General features: G+C 59.4%; 15 protein-coding genes. 4 read left to right on the forward strand and 11 right to left on the reverse strand.

The features are described 5' to 3' along the window. Positions 1-58 precede the first annotated feature (58 nt). The 9 genes from ACN0Q0_RS00290 to ACN0Q0_RS00330 form a co-directional block, all read right to left on the reverse strand. Positions 59-1,189 carry a cytochrome-c peroxidase gene (locus ACN0Q0_RS00290; RefSeq protein ID WP_417241348.1) on the reverse strand — a complete coding sequence of 377 codons (1,131 nt, stop codon included), beginning with the start codon at positions 1,187-1,189 and terminating at the stop codon, positions 59-61. Positions 1,190-1,657: 468 nt separating this feature from the next. Beyond that, on the reverse strand, positions 1,658-2,473 hold the full coding sequence (locus ACN0Q0_RS00295; RefSeq protein WP_417241349.1) for a hypothetical protein: 816 nt from the start codon (positions 2,471-2,473) through the stop codon (positions 1,658-1,660). A gap of 252 nt (positions 2,474-2,725) precedes the next feature. Further along, on the reverse strand, positions 2,726-3,334 hold the full coding sequence (locus ACN0Q0_RS00300; protein WP_417241350.1) for a TetR/AcrR family transcriptional regulator: 609 nt from the start codon (positions 3,332-3,334) through the stop codon (positions 2,726-2,728). 30 nt (positions 3,335-3,364) lie between these two features. Then, positions 3,365-4,042 carry a DsbA family oxidoreductase gene (locus ACN0Q0_RS00305; RefSeq protein ID WP_417241351.1) on the reverse strand — a complete coding sequence of 226 codons (678 nt, stop codon included), beginning with the start codon at positions 4,040-4,042 and terminating at the stop codon, positions 3,365-3,367. Between the two features lie 103 nt (positions 4,043-4,145). Then, a complete protein-coding gene (locus ACN0Q0_RS00310) occupies positions 4,146-4,700 on the reverse strand; it encodes a carboxymuconolactone decarboxylase family protein (RefSeq protein ID WP_417241352.1) in 555 nt (184 codons plus the stop codon). Positions 4,701-4,912: 212 nt separating this feature from the next. Then, positions 4,913-6,193 carry a TRAP transporter large permease gene (locus ACN0Q0_RS00315; RefSeq protein ID WP_417241353.1) on the reverse strand — a complete coding sequence of 427 codons (1,281 nt, stop codon included), beginning with the start codon at positions 6,191-6,193 and terminating at the stop codon, positions 4,913-4,915. A 1-nt stretch (position 6,194) separates the two neighbouring features. After that, positions 6,195-6,725 (reverse strand): TRAP transporter small permease, encoded by a 531-nt coding sequence (locus tag ACN0Q0_RS00320; protein ID WP_417241354.1) that lies wholly within the window; start codon positions 6,723-6,725, stop codon positions 6,195-6,197. Between the two features lie 94 nt (positions 6,726-6,819). Continuing rightward, entirely contained in the window at positions 6,820-7,806 is a 987-nt protein-coding gene (locus ACN0Q0_RS00325) for a TRAP transporter substrate-binding protein (protein ID WP_417241355.1), read from the reverse strand. A 371-nt stretch (positions 7,807-8,177) separates the two neighbouring features. Further along, positions 8,178-8,861, reverse strand: a complete 684-nt coding sequence (locus ACN0Q0_RS00330) for a GntR family transcriptional regulator (RefSeq protein WP_417241356.1) — start codon at positions 8,859-8,861, stop codon at positions 8,178-8,180. A gap of 569 nt (positions 8,862-9,430) precedes the next feature. On the opposite strand from ACN0Q0_RS00330, the gene ACN0Q0_RS00335 reads away from it, so the two are divergent. After that, on the forward strand, positions 9,431-10,174 hold the full coding sequence (locus tag ACN0Q0_RS00335; RefSeq protein ID WP_417241357.1) for an SDR family NAD(P)-dependent oxidoreductase: 744 nt from the start codon (positions 9,431-9,433) through the stop codon (positions 10,172-10,174). Positions 10,175-10,234: 60 nt separating this feature from the next. Here ACN0Q0_RS00335 and ACN0Q0_RS00340 read toward each other — a convergent pair whose 3' ends face one another. Further along, on the reverse strand, positions 10,235-10,546 hold the full coding sequence (locus ACN0Q0_RS00340; protein WP_417241358.1) for a cupin domain-containing protein: 312 nt from the start codon (positions 10,544-10,546) through the stop codon (positions 10,235-10,237). 79 nt (positions 10,547-10,625) lie between these two features. On the opposite strand from ACN0Q0_RS00340, the gene ACN0Q0_RS00345 reads away from it, so the two are divergent. Next, complete coding sequence (locus ACN0Q0_RS00345; RefSeq protein ID WP_417241359.1) at positions 10,626-11,576, forward strand: sugar kinase; 951 nt, start codon at positions 10,626-10,628, stop codon at positions 11,574-11,576. Between the two features lie 33 nt (positions 11,577-11,609). Next, entirely contained in the window at positions 11,610-12,350 is a 741-nt protein-coding gene (locus ACN0Q0_RS00350; RefSeq protein WP_417241360.1) for a ribonuclease activity regulator RraA, read from the forward strand. Positions 12,351-12,383: 33 nt separating this feature from the next. Here the strand turns inward: ACN0Q0_RS00350 and mprF are convergent, their stop codons facing one another. Beyond that, positions 12,384-14,993 (reverse strand): bifunctional lysylphosphatidylglycerol flippase/synthetase MprF, encoded by a 2,610-nt coding sequence (mprF, locus tag ACN0Q0_RS00355; RefSeq protein WP_417241361.1) that lies wholly within the window; start codon positions 14,991-14,993, stop codon positions 12,384-12,386. A gap of 275 nt (positions 14,994-15,268) precedes the next feature. On the opposite strand from mprF, the gene ACN0Q0_RS00360 reads away from it, so the two are divergent. Next, positions 15,269-16,489 (forward strand): exonuclease SbcCD subunit D, encoded by a 1,221-nt coding sequence (locus tag ACN0Q0_RS00360; RefSeq protein ID WP_417241362.1) that lies wholly within the window; start codon positions 15,269-15,271, stop codon positions 16,487-16,489. The last annotated feature ends 1 nt before the right edge of the window (position 16,490 follow it).

A 16,490-nucleotide genomic window follows, 5' to 3' on the forward strand; every position in this document is an offset into this window, starting at 1 on the left:
CGCACAGGCCCCGCGTTGCGATTGCGCAGGGCCTGAGTTCATCGTATGACCGGACGGTTTATTCGTCGAGCAAATGCTCGTAGCGCGCATCCGTGAGCGTTTTCATAAAGGCGACGAGCGCATCGATTTCAGCGTCGTCTAGCGCATCGCCTTCGGTCAGCTCCTGAAAGGCCAAGGTCTGCATCACCGGCATCGGACCAAAGATTTTCCCGGTTTCAGGATTGATCTGTCTCTCGACGGCTTTGGAGTTGTAGCGGTTATAAAACAACACCACCGTACGCAAATCCGCAAACACCCCGTTGTGCATATACGGTCCTGTCACGGCGACATTGCGCAGGGTCGGCACTTTGAATTTCCCGTAATTTTCGGGCGCCTTCGCCAACGGATTGTCCGCAAGGCCGTTGTCCGTTTTGTCCAACTTTACGCCATTCATACCACGTAAATCGGTATTATTTGGCACACCAATGTTGAAATAGTCATAGTTTGTGAAGGTCTCGCGCTCCGCGCCCGGCCGTGAATGAAGTTGGTGACACAGGTTGCAATTGGTGAATTGCTGCGAAAAGAACAGCGTCTCGCCAAGCAATTCCTCACGGGTCAATTCTACCTCGCCGCGCAGGTAGCGGTCATATTTGCTGTCAAAGGGCGAAAAGCTGTCGCGGCGTTCAAAGGCCGCGATGGCCTGTGTCATCGCCTCATACCCCAACTCGGCGTTGTCCAGAACCCCCGCGCCGAACCGGGCCTCGAATGCCGTCACATAGTCTTCGGTCTCGCGCAACCGTGCCACCACAGACGCCTGATCGGGCATCCCCATTTCGATCGGGTTGAGCGGCGGCCCGCCCGCCTGATCCTCTAGCGTGGCGGCTCGTCCATCGTGAAACTGGCCACCAATCCAACGGCCATCCTTGTTGCGATGAAACGCAGGGGCCAACGCGGCATAGGTCACGGTCGGCGCATTACGATCCCCCAAAGAGACCCCGTCATCACCGATGGACGCGGCCCCGCGCGGGTCGGCAAACCCGCGCTCCGGATCATGGCACGAGGCACAGGATTGCGTGCGGTTTTGCGACAGGTTCACATCAAAGAAAAGCGCCTCCCCCAATCCGTCGAGCGTCTCGAGGTTCTGCGCCTGGGCGCCCGCCACGCAAAGCGAAAAGAGACCAATGGCGGCGAAATGTTGGAACGATGTCATGCGAGCACCCAATTTCAGAGTTCTTTTGTCGGATATATAACCTTCCCCCTAAAGGAGAAAGAGGGCGCGCGATTTGACGCACATCAAATCCCCTTGAACCGGCGTGAAAATGCGACGTCGCGCAGTTTGGAGCGGAGCGTCACTTTGCGGCTTTCGCCCTCAGCCAGACACGTAACAATCCCCCCTACGGCGAAACACGGTCGTGTGGATTGAGCCGCGCTGCCCCAGACCCGCAAAGGCGGGGACAGGTCCAAAATCCTCCCGACAGGATCGCCCCCTGCTCGTCACCCATCATGGCATCGACGCGCACCTCGATCGCCTTGGCGGGGGACGGGTTCACCTGTCAGACCTGTAACGTTTCCGCTCGTGGTAGCCCTCGGAGCAACGTAAATCCGGAACGTTTGACAGGGACGTTTGACTGGGCCATTTGACAAGGCGCGCTTGACTGGGCGCGCTTGACTGGGCGCGTCAGGCGGCGGCGTCGAGACGCGCCAGTTTGGTCAAACGACCGATCTCGAGCCGCGCGGCCTGAACGGCCCAATCCCACTCGTCAGAATCGCTGATGGCGCCGGACACCCCGTCCCACGCCACATCATCGTGGAACAGCTTGACCAGATCGACACCGACCTCATCGGACATCGCCGCATTACAGGCGCGGTACCCATCCATCAGCTCCGCACGTTGCTCCGCCGTCAAGACATCAGCGGTTTTGAAAAATGTCGCCGGAGAGTGCGCCAGTGCGCTGTGTAACAATGCGCGCCGCTCGGACGGGTCGGAAAACCCACATTCCGACAACGCGGCGATAAATGGCAAGGACGGGGTGCGGTTTGCCACCATCCGTGTCTGTGTCGCCACCTCCACCCCGTCCAACCCGATCCGGTGAAACAGGTCGCTCACCGCATCCTGACGGTGCAGATGCGCCCGGTCATACAGATGCGCCGACCATGCAATATCGTTGAACCGTGTGCGCATGGCACGCAGAAAACCGGCGTAGTCCGCCTTGTCACGACGCGCATAAATGAACGGCAAATAACCGCCCGCCAGATTGCCCGTTTTCCCGCGCTGTTTGGCCAGACTTTCGAGAAACAAATCCTGTCTGCGAAAATAAAAGAGCGCTTTTATATCAATGTCTTTCATCCCCCCCAACACCGACATCATTTTTCGGGTCGGGTAGGTTCCATAGGCTGTCTCACTTGAAATCAACAGCTTGCTTTGGTGGGTTGCCTCTACCTCGCGGGCGATTTTTCCGCGGATAAAGCTATCACGGCCCTCTTCGCGCATCATGCGCGTTAACCCGTTATGGCAGATACCCCGCCGAAACGCCTTTATATAACTGACGCCCGCCGCCCGCACCGTTGCCTCATGTCGGGTCAGGGCGGTTTGAATGGAGGTCGTGCCGGTTTTTTCGGTCCCTAAATGGACGAAAAGGGTTTTGCGCGGAATACATGTCATGGGGCACAGGTGTAGCGCATAGCCGTAAAAAATCGGTGCAAAACTACACCCGCATTTGACTCAACACCTCACGATGACATGCATTCAGGGCGCGGGGATGACAGCGCGCAGCCCTTCGACTTCGAGCGCCATATCCTCGGCGAGGGTCAGCACATCCTCGGGTGGTGCGCCACGGGCAAGCTCGATGCGCAGGGCGGAAATATTGGCCAGATAGCGCCGCGCAAGGCGGTCGGGATCGGCCGTGTCGGGCAATTCACCGATGGCCACGGCACGTGCAAAACACGCACTGAACTCTTGTTGCATTGCGGCCAGATAACCGCGGGCCTGTTCCACAATCGCGGGGTCGGTGGTGCGGGTGTCAATCAGGGTCTTGGTCATCATACAGGCCTGACGGGCAGTGTCATGCGGCGCGAGACGTGCAAAGCCGCGAAAATGGTTGGCAAGCCCTGTGAGCGGACTTGGCGCACGCGCCATCGCCGCACGAATCCCCGAGCGGGACGTCTCGAAATAGCGCTCCAACGCCAGGAGATAGAGGTTTTCCTTACTCGTGAACGCAGCATAGATGCTGCCGGGTTTCATCGCCAATGTTGCCTCGAGATCTTTGAGCGATGTGGCGTGATAGCCCTTGTCCCAAAACAGCGCCATAGCCGCATCCAGTGCGGCGTCGCGATCATAGGGGGCGGCACGGGCCATGGCGGGTCCTCTCAACGGGTAACGATGTCCTCAAGCCCGCAGGTTCGCGAGCTGATCGAGAATGTTAACATAGGTATCAACGCCTTGCGCCCCTGTCACCAGATGTTGACGGTCGAACACGATGGCAGGCACACTCTGGATACCGTTTCGGGTCCAGAATTGTTGCTCTTCGCGCACGGCCGCGGCAAACCGTTGGTCGGTGAGCACGGCAAGCGCCTCGGTGCGGTCCAGACCGGTTTCGGCGGCAATATCCGCAAGAACGGCGATGTCGGACAGGTCGCGGGCGTTGGTGAAATGCGCGACAAACAGCGCTTGTTTCAGGTCGTGTTTGCGCCCCTGCCCGTCCGCCCAATGCAACAGCTGATGGGCGTTGAAGGTGTTGTGCATCCGGAAGCTGTCGTCGAAATTGAACACAACCCCGAGGTCGGCCCCCAACGCCGTCAAGCGATTGCGGTTGTCCTCGGATTGCGCGGGCGTGGTGCCGTATTTTTCGGCCAGATGTTCGCGCATATCCTGCCCCTCGGGGGGCATATTCGGGTTCAACTCGAACGGATGCCAATGGATGTCATGTGCCACGCCTTTGGTCGTGAGGGCCGCGGCGAGTTGGCGGTAGCCGATAATGCACCACGGGCACATCACGTCGGAGATGATATCAATGCGCAACGGGGCCTCTTGGGGGGAAGCTTCGGGGGATGTTCGGTCGGTCATTTCGCCTCCTTGGCGCATCTGCGCATCTTGCAGACCGGTTAACCAAAACCGGCGCGATCAGACAAGAGGGGCGGCCCGCACAAAACGCAGGCCGCCCGTCAGATCACTCGGCTTTTTGCCATGCGAATTTTTGGAACACCTGATCCACCGGTGTTTGGGCAAAGTGGTTGGTGTAGTTCGACATCACTTTTTGGGACACGCCCAGGATGACCTCAAGGATGTGACGCTGTGTGTAGCCCGCATCGAGGAACGCCTGTGTCGCGGCCTCGTCAACGAACCCGCGGTTGCGCACGACGTCCAGTGTAAAGGTGCGCAGGGCTTCGAGTTTTGCGGTGGGCAGCGGTGTTTCATTGCGCAGCGCCTCGGTGATGGCGTCATCGACCTTCATCATTTTGGCGATACCGGTGTGGGCGGGGACGCAGTAGTGGCAGTTCTGCTCCACGTTCACGGATTGCCACACAACGGTCTTTTCCTCGGCATCAAAGCTCGTCGCCATGAATTGTGCGTGGGCAAAGTGATAGGCGGCCAGAAGAGCGGGCGCTTCGGCCATAACGCCATGCAATCCGGGGACGCGGCCATTGGTTTTGAACGAGGTTTCAAGGCCCGCTTTGGACTCTTCGGGGGCGCTTTCGATCGTGTGGATGGTGAAATCGGTCATGGTGGCTCTCTGGCTCCTTGGATGTGTATGCGTTTCGTCTGACATCCACCTAAGGCCATTTGAGTGATTACTCAATACATAATTTGAGCAATCACTCAAGTGTGAGGGTTTTTATTTGCTGACCACAACACCGAGACACGCAAACCAAGCGACTGGCCAACAAAAAAGAGGGCGGGAAAACCCGCCCTCTTTACGATGAGATGTCCCGGTGATCAGTCGTACAGAGACGGCAACCAAAGCGAGATGGCCGGCACATAGGTGACCAGAACCAACGCCACCAGAATGGCCAGATAGAACGGCCAGATGGATTTAAGCGCTTCCTCGATCTTGATCCGGCCCACGGCACAGCCCACAAAGAGACACGTCCCGACGGGCGGCGTGCAAAGGCCAAGGCCAAGGTTGATCAGCATCATAATACCGAACTGGGTCGGATCCATGCCAAGCCCGACCGCAATCGGCAGGAAGATCGGCGTACAGATCAGGATCAGCGCGGCCATGTCCATGATCATCCCGAGGATCAACAAGATCACGTTGATCATCAGCAAGATCACAATCGGATTGTCCGAGATCGACACCAACAGGCTGCTCAATTTCGCCGGCACCTGATAAAGCGCCAACAGATAGGCAAACGAGCTTGCGAAGGCGATCAGGATCATCACCATGGCGGTGGTGCGCACCGCTCCTGTGACGGCGGTTTTGAACGACGCCATGCTGAGGCTGCGGTAGTAGAATTTGGTCAAGAGCACCGCATAAAGCGCCCCGAACGCACCGGACTCGGTGACGGTGAACACGCCCGACAGCGTACCACCCACGATAATCACAGCCGTCATAAAGCCCGGAATCGCATCGGCGGAGGCCTTTGCCACAACCCGCCAACCGGGGAACGGCTCGGACGGATAATTGTGTTTGATCGACAGGATATAGGCGGCAACCGCCAAGCTGACGCACATCAAAATACCGGGGATCACACCCGCGAGGAACAGTTTGGACACCGAAATGCCGCCCCCCGCCGCCACCGCAAAGATGATCATGTTATGGCTCGGCGGGATCACGATACCCGCAATGGAGGATGTCACAGTGACGTTGACCGCAAAATCAGGCCGGTAGCCGCGCTCTTTCATCACGGGGACCAACAGCGACCCGAGGGCCGAGATGTCCGCCACCGCAGAGCCGGAAATCCCGCCGAACAACATGCTCGAAAAAATGTTGACCATCGCCAACCCGCCCTTGAAATGCCCGACCAGGGCAGAGGCCAGTTTGACCAACCGCGAGGCGATACCGCCGTGCAGCATGATCTCGCCTGCAAAGACAAAGAACGGAATTGCGAGCAAGGAGAAAACGGTCACGCCCGCCGTGGCGCGTTGGAACGTGATGAGCATCGGAAAGCCCTCGAACCAAAACGCGGAGGCCGCAGCAATCCCCATAGCAAAGGCAACCGGAAACCCGATCACGACGCCGACGCCAAAGACGCCCAACAAAATGGCCAATCCCATATCAGTTTTCCTTATATGCGTCGGCGGGCGACCACGCCCTGAATTTCAGAATGCGAACAAGCGCACGGGTCCCGGCAAACAACAAAATCAACGCCCCGCACGATGTGATGGCCAGGGTGCGAAAGCTTTCGGGGATATTGAGCATCGGCAACAGGGTTCCCCAGCCGAACCGCATCAATGTGATGCCCGCGATCAACATGACGGTGCCGAAAACAGCCATGGCGATGTCGATTGCGATCATCACCACCTTTTGGGACCCAAACGGCAACATATCGCGAAACAGGGTCACGCCGATGTGGGTGTCTTCCTTGACCCCCGCGGCAGCCCCGAGAAAGGCGATGTAGCAAATGAGCAAGAGCGCAAGTTGCTCCACCCATGTCGGCGTGACGTTGAGCACGTAACGCCCGAATACAAGCCACCCGAAGGTAGCAATCAAAACAACAAGAGAGACGGATGCGATCAACAGGCACAGCGTACTGATGAAATCTAACGCCCGCTCAAGAAACGCAAGGAATGGAGATGTATGCGACATTGGAGCCTCCGCATAGCGATGGAACATACCCATATTGGACCCGAAAGGCCCGCTTGTACTTTGACAAACGGGCCCCTGAGATCTCAACGCCGGGTTAGTCCGCGTTGCGGATCATGTTGACCAAATCGGTCAGGTCGGGATTGTCGGCAAGGAAGCCCTCATAGACAGGGGCCATAGCAGCCTGAAACGGTGCTTTGTCAGCGACCGTGTTGACCTCTGTACCGCCTGCTTTGACGGTATCCATGCTTGCGGCTTCACGTGCGGCCCAAAGCTCACGCTGCAAAAGCGCACTCTTGTGACCGGCATCTTTGACGATTTCCTGCTGTTCGGGGGTCATTTTCTCCCACGACTTCAGGCTCATGCACAGGCACTCGGGGATGATCAGGTGCTCGGTCAGCGAGTAGTATTTCGCAACTTCGTAGTGGTTGGTGGACTCATAGGATGGCGGGTTGTTTTCCGCACCGTCGACAACACCGGTCTTGATCGACTGATAGACCTCGGCAAAGGCCATAGGTGTCGCGTTGCCGTCCATGGATTCAACCATTTTCACGAACAGATCGTTGCTCATGACGCGGACTTTGAGACCTTCGACATCGGCGGGCGTGTTGATCGGGCGCACCGAGTTGTAGAACGAACGCGCACCCGCGTCATACCACCCCAGAGGCACGATGCCTTTGGCTTTCATGCCTTCGCCGATAGCTTCGCCAACGTCACCGTCCATCAGCTCATACATCTGCGGGATGCTTTTGAAGATGAAGGGCAAGGACACAACGTTGGTTTCGGGGATCGCCTGACCCATTGGCCCGAGGCTGAATTCACCGAAATCGATCACGCCAAGGCGGATCTGTTCGATGGCGTCAGGTTGGCTACCCAAAACGCCGTTGTGGTATGTTTTACCTGTGATCTCGCCATTGGTGCGCTCGGCAACTTCGGCCATGAAGGAATCCATAGCGATGGACACCGGATAATCCTCAACGTGGATGTTCCACCCGCGCAATTCGGTTGCACCGGCAGTTGCCGCTGCGGTTCCCACCAAAACGGCACCCAGTGCTACGTTTTTAAACCCATTTAGAAAACTCATCGTGATCCTCCCTGATCAATTTGAATGCGCCTATGCCATGTCGCGATTGCGAGACTCACCCCCGCTGCGACTCATAGCCTGCGATTAATACTAGTATACCAGTGAAATTCGGCTGTCAAAAAATTGTCGCACAGAATACGCATTCCGCCCTGACTCAAGCTCTAAAGTATTGAAAAAATTCTATTCTTTTTTGCGCTGCGCACCCCGAACGGATCCCGCTCCGCACTTACGCTGCACCGCCCGTCCCCGTCCACATGCACATCCCCACATGAAATAGGGGAAGGTAACGGGTTTCGAGTCCCCGCGCCGACGACCGGCACACAGACAAACACCGCGCAAAACAGGCCTTAAAACACAGGCCGCGACGTGACTTAAGCTTCGAAATAATTGCTATGCTGTTGGGTGATGGCCGCAATTGTGTCGTCGAGCCGCGCCAAGTGCGCCATGCCAACCTCAACCGCGCCCTCGCCATCGCCGGCCTTCACCTTTGCGGCGATGGCTTCGTGGTCGGCCAAAAGTTTGGGCATCCGGTCCTGTTTGGACAGGCCGAGCAAACACAAGCGATCGACCTTTGCCTTTTCCGCAGAGATAACATCAAACGCGAAATCAACCTCGGCGATTTCACACAAGGTCCGGTGGAATTCGTAATCCAGTTTGCCAAAGGCAATGTGATCCAGTGCAAGCAAGGCAGCGCGCTGTTGTTCCAACGCGGCATCAAGCAGCTCACCATCCGCAACCCCACATTCACGCGCCGCGCGGCGCAGCACTTCGGCCTCGACCGCGGAACGAATAAATCGTGTCTTTGCAATAGCTTGCAATGAAAACCGCCGGACTTCCGTTGCCTTTTGGCGGCGAATGAGCAGCAAATCCAAATTCTCGAGACGGCTGAACGCATCGCGCACGGGTTGACGCGACACCCCGAAACGGGCCGCCACATCGGCCTCCGATAGTTTGGTCCCAGGCAACAAGCGCAAAGACGCAATCTCGTCATAGAGATGGTCAAAAATGATATCAACATTCGTGCGGCTATCACGTATTTGAGTGATCTGGTCCATGTCTCACGTCTCCTCGTTCGCCCGTTCATAGCCCAATATCGTCGGGACGGCTAGTTCCCGATCCGGCTCATTTTGCAGCGCCGCTTTCCCGTCCGGCACGCGTCCGGCTCCGCCCGCTCGGCACCACACGTCCCCGCACAGACCCCTGCCCCCACAACCGCGCCGCGCCACATCTCCACGGTTCGCCCGCGACCTCGCCCGCGACCTCACCCACGGCGCCCAGAATTAATTCTGGTATCCCAGTTCACTTACTAGTATACCAGTAATGAAAAATGAAGCGAATCTATTTTTGAAGGCGGCAGCAATGCGCCGTCAGGGCTGATCGCGGTCAGCGTCACGAGACATATAAGGGAGGGTCCATGTCAGGCGTCGCGCTGAAGAGCATCGAACAGATCTATGGCACCCCGGCGGCACAGGATCATGCCTCGCCCCGCGGCCTTTCTGTTTGACGGGCAAGGTTGCGATTGCGGCCTTTCTTTCACCAATTCCGGCGCCCCGTTTCAGGGGTGTCATTCCAAAGACATTCGACGTCGTAACGGCGTCCGGTCACCAAACGTAGGAGAATACGCATGACCCTTAACGGTAAAACAGCCATCGTAACCGGCGCAGGCCGCGACATCGGACGCGCATGCGCCGTCCGTCTGGCTCAGGAGGGCGCGAATGTTGTGCTCAACTACTTCTCAAGCAGCGCCGGTGCCGAAGAGGCCGTTGCCGAAATCACAGCCGCAGGCGGCAAAGCCGTAGCGCTTCAGGGCGACCTGAACACCCAAGAGGGCGCAGACGCTTTGGTTGCCAAGGCCGTGTCCGAATTTGGGGGGGTCGACATTCTGGTCAACAACACAGGCGGCCTGATCGCACGCAAAACCATTGCCGAAATGTCTCTTGAGCATTGGAACGCGGTGATGGACCTCAACCTCACAAGCACCTTCCTGATGGTCAAAGCCTGTTTGCCGCACCTCAAAAGCGGTGCAATCATCAACCTCGCAAGCCAGGCGGGTCGTGATGGCGGCGGCGGCGGCGCGGTGGCCTATGCCACATCCAAAGGTGCCGTGACGACCATGACGCGCGGTCTGGCCAAAGAGCTCGGTCCCGATGTGCGCGTCAATGCGGTTTGCCCCGGCATGATCGACACCGATTTCCACAACATCTTTACCAAGCCCGAAGTGCGTAAAATCGTCGAGGGCGCGACCCCGCTCAAACGTCAGGGTGCGCCAATGGATGTGGCCAATCTCGTGGCCTATCTGGCCAGCGACCAAGCGGCATTCATCACCGGTGCCAACGTCGACATCAACGGCGGCATGTTGTTCAGCTGATAAAAAATCCGGCGCGGATCGATCCGCGCCGGATACTCGTCCCAACCCGTAAACGCGGCCTTATAAAAAGTCGTCACGCCGCGGGGTGAAACAATCCACCAACGTCCCCGGCTCCAGACAGACACAGCCATGAACCGCCTCGGTAGGGATCACAAAACTGTCGCCGGGGCCGACGTCGGTCACCTCGCCGTCCACCGTGAACCGGAACCGCCCGCTTTCGACAAAGGTCGACTGGATATGGGGATGGTGGTGCAACGCCCCTTCCGCGCCCACCGCGCCAAACCGGAACGCCACAACCATCAACTCGGGATGATCGGCCAGAACCTGTCGGGTTACGTTTTCGCCGGTTTTTACAACGGGAAATTTGCTCATCTTGTGGTCTCCATGTGCTGAACCAAATTATCTGGCCCTGTATACTAGTATTAAATCAAACACGAAAGTCATCACTGCCATGTCCACCGCCGCCGCGTCACCGCACCCCCCATCGCCAAAGTGCTTTGTCTCGATCGGCGAAGCGATGGTCGAAGTCGCCCCCGCACAAACGGTGGGCGCGTTCACGATGGGGGTCGCGGGCGATACGTTGAATACGGCGTGGTATCTGCGCGCCCTCCGGCCCGACTGGACCACGCACTACGTCAGTCGCGTCGGATCCGATGCGGTATCGGCCGCGATGCTGGATCACATGAGAACGGCAGGCATAGATACGCAGTTCGTGGACCAGGATCCCCGCAAAACCGTCGGGCTCTACCTGATTTCCTTGCGCGATGGCGAGCGCAGTTTTTCATACTGGCGCGGCCAGTCTGCGGCCCGTGATCTGGCGGCGGACCCTGCGCGTCTCGCACAGGCCTTGCAAGGGGCCGATATGATCTATTTCAGCGGCATTACATTGGCCATTCTGGACCAAAGCGGGCGCGAGACCCTGCATGCGGCCCTCACTGCGGCACGGACGCGCGGGGCAACTGTGGCGTTCGATCCCAACCTGCGGCCAAACCTGTGGACCTCAGGGGACGAGATGCGTCGCGAGATCACCGCAGGGGCCGCCCTCAGCGACATTGTCCTGCCCTCGTTTGACGACGAACAGACGCATTTTGGCGATACCTGCCCCGCCGCCACAATGGCCCGCTACCACAGCGCCATATCACAGACCGTGATCGTCAAAAACGGCGCGGGTCCGATCCATTATATCCATGACGGCCAAACCGGCGAGGTTGCCGCCCCGCCGGCGTGTGCCATTGTCGACACGACCTCCGCCGGTGACAGTTTCAATGCCGGTCTTCTGGCGCATCTGGGGGGAACAACACCCCTGCCCGACCTCATCACCAACGCCTCGCGCATTGCAGGCCAAGTCATTGGCGCAAAAGGCGCTTTGGTTCCACTTGATCTTTCCGCCCTCTCCCTTTGAACGGCCACGACACACCATAGACAGGATACAAACATGCCAAATCCACGCCCCGCTGCAGACATGCCGCTTGACCCGCAAACCCTGCCCGCCCTCAAAGGCATCAGCACCGCCACGATTGCGACCTTGCTCTATAAAAAGGGCTTCAAATCCTGCTACGTCCAAGGGGTCGCCCCTCTGGCCGCCGATGGTCCGCGCATGGTGGGTCCCGCCTTTACCCTGCGCTATATCGCGGCACGTGAGGACACCGATCCGATCGAGGCGTTTCGCGAACCCGACCACCCGCAACGGGTGGCGATTGAAACCTGTCCCGAGGGTCATGTCTTGGTGATGGATTGCCGTCAGGATGCAACGGCCGCCTCCGCAGGGTCGATTTTGTTGACACGTCTACAGGTGCGCGGCGGGGCCGGTGTTGTCACCGATGGCGGCATTCGTGACGCGGCGGGGGCGGCCAAACTGGACATGCCCGTGTTCGCCGCCAAAGCCTCCGCGCCGACCAACCTGACCAAACACCACGCAATCGACATTGATGTGCCGATCAGCTGTGGCGGTGTCGCGGTCTACCCCGGCGACATCATTGTGGGCGATGCGGACGGCACGATGGTCATCCCGCGCCACCTCGCCGACGAGATCGCCGCCGAGGGCGCACCGATGGAGCTGTTCGAGGACTTCGTACTGGACGAGATCCTGCGCGGCGTCGCCGTCATTGGCCTCTACCCGCCGACCGATCCCGACACATTGGTACGGTTCGAGGCCTGGAAAGCCGCACGCGGCTAATCGGGCCCGTCACCATCAGGGCGGTGGCAGACATCAGCCATCGCCCGCGTGTTTCTTCATGCCCTTGACCCCGCGCGACACCAAAAGGCTGACCTCATACAGGATGCGCGCCGCATCGAGGCGCCCCGAACTTGCCAGATACTCGGGCGACCAAACCGGATCGAATTTCTGCTTGTAGGACCGCAATCCCTCAAAGTGGTAGAACTGCGTACCATATTCGAAAACAAAGCTGCCGACACGGTGCCATGCGGGGGCCAGTTTGCGGTTCTCCATCCCCGACAAGGGCGCAGCCCCGAGCGAGAACCACGCAAACCCTTCGGCCCGCGCCCACAGCAGCATCTCGGCAAACAGCGCATCCATCGCCGCCCCCGACCCCTTTGGATCGTAGCGCATCAAATCCAGTGACAGCTCGGTTTTATCCCCCGACGGCATCAGGTTGGCAAAGGCCGTGATCTGTCCCGTTTGCGTGTGGCGCAGCACCGCGATGTCAAAGTTCGCGATATAGGAGGGATGGAACCACCCGAGCGAAAACCCCTTTTCCTCACTGTTTTTATGGGCGAGCCACGCATCGGACACCGCACGCAAGTTGTCCATATCGGGACCAAGGTCCGCAGCCTTGATTACCTCGAAGGCATAGCCGTCCCGCGCCGCACGGGCCTTGGCATGACGCCAGTCCTTGCGCCGTGAGCCATCGAGCGAGAACGTGCCAAGCTCGACGCGGGCCACTTCGCCGATTTTCAACACCTGTAACCCGAGATCAAGATAGGTCGGCAAATACCGGTCCGACACCGCATAAAAGGCACACCGCCGCCCCATCGCATCGGCCAGTTCGCGCAAATCCCAAATCGCCGCAATGCCGGCATCTTTGGCCCCCACCGGATCCCCCTTGGCCACCAATGTGCGCCCCGTATCGGCATAGGCGATAAAGGCGCGTTCATCGGCGGAAATCACAAACCGCTTGTCACCGCTGAGTGCAATCCACGCCTCTGATCCGCCTGTGGTGGCCGTGAGGCGGCGCACGACATCCTGAATGTCCTCGTGGCGCAAGCGTGTCGATTGCTTGTTCAGCAAGGTGTTGAGCAACAGCGCGGCGAGCACCACAGCCACAGCCACCATAGCGCGCATAAACCGCGAGGCATCGCCTTTCCATGCAAACTGCCACCACAAGGCATCCGAGTATTGCACATTGGAATAGGCGAAAAAACCGATCCAGCTGATCGAGGCCACAAGCAGCGTGACGCTCACAATCCATCTGCGGTTGAGCCGCATCCCGCCCGCAACGTTTGCGCGGTAAAAAGCGGCACGAAACACCCACAAGATCAGGGCAGAGGAGGCCAATGTCAGCGCCTCTTCCCAATCGAACCCTTTGAGCAAAGAGGCCACAAACCCCGAGCCGAGCAACACCATCGCCACCAACCAGGCGCGAAACATCCGGCGGTACAGTCCTCGGGCGACGATCATCAACAACACGCCGACGACACTCCCGATCAGGTGCGAGGTTTCCACAAGACCGAGCGGCAACAGTTCGCGCAAGAACCCGAGCCGTGCCGGATCGGCCGGCAAGCTGCCCGAGATCAACAACACCGCCCCCGACAAGGTGGCAAGACCCGCCGAGACCAAAGGCACCATCGGCCCGATCGCGGCAAACACCAGTTTCGAGGTGGCGCTTGCGGCTTGGCGGTTGGCAATTCCCCAGGCCACGGCCAGACCGGCAACCGAGGCCAGAAACGGCAAAACCGTATAAATCATGCGGTAAATCAACAGGGCGGCAATCGCATCCGAGCGCCCCGCCGCCCCCAATCCGGTGAGGATCGTCGCCTCGAACACGCCCATCCCCCCCGGGGAGTGGCTCAGGATTCCCAGACCCACGGCGGCGACAAACACCACGAAAAAGAACACAAAGTTCTGCGCCAGATCATCGGGCATCAACACGTAGAGCGTCAGCGACGTGGCCACCACATCAAGGATCGAGATCGCGGTGAGCTTTGCGCCGATCTCCGCCGTTGGCAGTTGCATCTGCACGCGGCCCACCCCCACCGCACGCCGCCCTGTGGCAGTCCATGCAAAATACAGGCCGACAAGCGTCAGAATCGCAAGACCCGACACCGTCTCCACACCTGTTGGCATGTGGATCACCGCGGACAGCCCCGCGGGATGAAGCACCATCAACCCGCCAAGCAAAACCCAAAGCCCGATAAAGAACGCGATCCATGTGGTGGCAATCAACCGCCCCACCGCACCGACATCAATGCCGAACGCCGAATAGACACGATACCGGATGGCCCCGCCCGTCAGCCACGAGAACCCCAACATATTGGACACGGCCATGCTGCTGATCCCTGTCAGGATCGTGACACTGGGCGGCAATCGCGTTTCCGACACATCACGCAAAATGATCACATCGTAGAGGGACAGCGCAAGATAGCTGATGCACATCGCGCCCACCGACAACGCAAGGATATGCAGCGGATAGGCTCGGGCATCGGTTTTCACCTCGGCCAATGAAATCTCGGTCGACATCCGGTGCAGCACAAAAAGCGCCAGACCCGTGCCGACAATCGGGATCACAATGCGCACCGCCGGATGTGACAGCAATTGCATCCATGCACGCGGCTTAACGGTCGCGGGAGGTGTCTCTTGCATATGCGGCATCCTTTAACATCCGGCGTTGTACGGGGTGGCGCGGCCCGCTGAGGGACCAATCCGGTAATCTTATAGCCGTTTTACACCCGCACGCGACCCTTGGTTATCGCCCGCCCCGCCCCGCCACCGTTGCGGCCCGCCGAACGGCACGAACGGCGCGACTGTACCACATGCCTGTCCCATGCGGCGCAACGACAAAATGCGGCGCGGAGTTCTTGAACAATGGCGCCGATCAATAGACAATCGGCGTTTTAATCCGGGTGGACGGTTTCAACATGCGCGCATTGCACACAGCCGACTGGCATATCGGTCAAACGCTCAACGGGTGGTCGCGCGAGGCGGAGCATGCGGTGTTTTTGTCGGCGCTCGGCGCGCTGTTGGAGGCCGAAGAGATCGACCTGTTGCTCATTGCGGGCGATGTGTTCGACACCTCCAACCCCTCGGGCGAGAGCCAACAGATGCTCTATGGCGCACTGGCCGGTTTCAAACGCCGCCGTCCGAACCTGACCATCGTCATGTCGGGCGGGAACCATGACCCTGCGCTGCGCCTTGAGGCCCCCGACGATCTGTTCAAAGGCTTTGACATCCACGCCCTTGGCACCGTGCGGCGCAAGGGGGACAAGATCGACCTCGACGCCCACCTGATCCCTGTGCCTGCCGCCGATGGCACCCCTGCGGCCTACGTTTTGGCCGTGCCATTCCTGCGGGCGGCGGACCTGACGGGGGTCAGCTTTTCGCAAAGCGACAGCGGGGTGTCCGTGGTCGAGGCCGCCCGCGCATTTTACGCCGGTCTCACCGCCGCCGCCGAGGCCCGCATCGGCGATCTTCCCCTGATTGCCACCAGCCACCTGCACTGCATTGGCGGTATGGAAAGCGAAGGCGCGGAGCGGCGCATTCTGATCGGTGGCGCCCATGCCGTACCCCCCGACATTTTCCCGTCACGGATCGACTACGTGGCCCTTGGCCACCTGCACGGGCCGCAAAATCTTGACGGCGGGCGGGTGCGCTATAGCGGCAGCTGCTTTCCGCTGTCGGCATCCGAAATCCGCTATCGCCACGGGGTCACGATCCTTGATATCGACGGGCGGCAGATCACCGCCACCCACCACGACATGCCATGGCCCGCCGATGTGCGCCGCATCCCCGAAACCGGCACGACCACACTTGCCCGACTGGCCGAGGCTCTCACCCGTATAGACGACACAGGCCCGGCCAGTCTGCGCCCGCTCGTCTATGTCGAACTGGAGGCCGATGACGCGCCCGCCGTGATCATGGGCAAGGCCGAAGAGGCGCTGCGCGGCGCGCCCGTGCGCCCCGCCGGTGTGCGCATTCACCGCCCCGAAACGGGCGACACGACCGACACGCCCGCGCCACTTGTGGCGCTTGGCGACACCGATCCCGAAACCCTGTTTTGCACCGCGTTCGAGGCCCGGAACGGCTTTGCCCCCGAGGCGCGACATCTGGCGGCATTTCGCGATGTCGCGGGCGGGATCTGAC

The sequence above is a fragment of the Celeribacter sp. genome, from assembly GCF_048259695.1.
In the GTDB taxonomy this organism is placed as follows: domain Bacteria; phylum Pseudomonadota; class Alphaproteobacteria; order Rhodobacterales; family Rhodobacteraceae; genus Celeribacter.

Coding starts and splice junctions, on each gene's coding strand:
- ACN0Q0_RS00320 (WP_417241354.1), bottom strand. CDS start 6,725: ATGTCGCATACATCTCCATTCCTTGCGTTTCTTGAGCGGGCGTTAGAT.
- ACN0Q0_RS00295 (WP_417241349.1), bottom strand. CDS start 2,473: ATGATGCGCGAAGAGGGCCGTGATAGCTTTATCCGCGGAAAAATCGCC.
- ACN0Q0_RS00360 (WP_417241362.1), top strand. CDS start 15,269: ATGCGCGCATTGCACACAGCCGACTGGCATATCGGTCAAACGCTCAAC.
- ACN0Q0_RS00310 (WP_417241352.1), bottom strand. CDS start 4,700: ATGACCGATTTCACCATCCACACGATCGAAAGCGCCCCCGAAGAGTCC.
- ACN0Q0_RS00340 (WP_417241358.1), bottom strand. CDS start 10,546: ATGAGCAAATTTCCCGTTGTAAAAACCGGCGAAAACGTAACCCGACAG.
- ACN0Q0_RS00315 (WP_417241353.1), bottom strand. CDS start 6,193: ATGGGATTGGCCATTTTGTTGGGCGTCTTTGGCGTCGGCGTCGTGATC.
- ACN0Q0_RS00300 (WP_417241350.1), bottom strand. CDS start 3,334: ATGGCCCGTGCCGCCCCCTATGATCGCGACGCCGCACTGGATGCGGCT.
- ACN0Q0_RS00335 (WP_417241357.1), top strand. CDS start 9,431: ATGACCCTTAACGGTAAAACAGCCATCGTAACCGGCGCAGGCCGCGAC.
- ACN0Q0_RS00345 (WP_417241359.1), top strand. CDS start 10,626: ATGTCCACCGCCGCCGCGTCACCGCACCCCCCATCGCCAAAGTGCTTT.
- ACN0Q0_RS00350 (WP_417241360.1), top strand. CDS start 11,610: ATGCCAAATCCACGCCCCGCTGCAGACATGCCGCTTGACCCGCAAACC.
- ACN0Q0_RS00305 (WP_417241351.1), bottom strand. CDS start 4,042: ATGACCGACCGAACATCCCCCGAAGCTTCCCCCCAAGAGGCCCCGTTG.
- ACN0Q0_RS00330 (WP_417241356.1), bottom strand. CDS start 8,861: ATGGACCAGATCACTCAAATACGTGATAGCCGCACGAATGTTGATATC.
- mprF (WP_417241361.1), bottom strand. CDS start 14,993: ATGCAAGAGACACCTCCCGCGACCGTTAAGCCGCGTGCATGGATGCAA.
- ACN0Q0_RS00325 (WP_417241355.1), bottom strand. CDS start 7,806: ATGAGTTTTCTAAATGGGTTTAAAAACGTAGCACTGGGTGCCGTTTTG.
- ACN0Q0_RS00290 (WP_417241348.1), bottom strand. CDS start 1,189: ATGACATCGTTCCAACATTTCGCCGCCATTGGTCTCTTTTCGCTTTGC.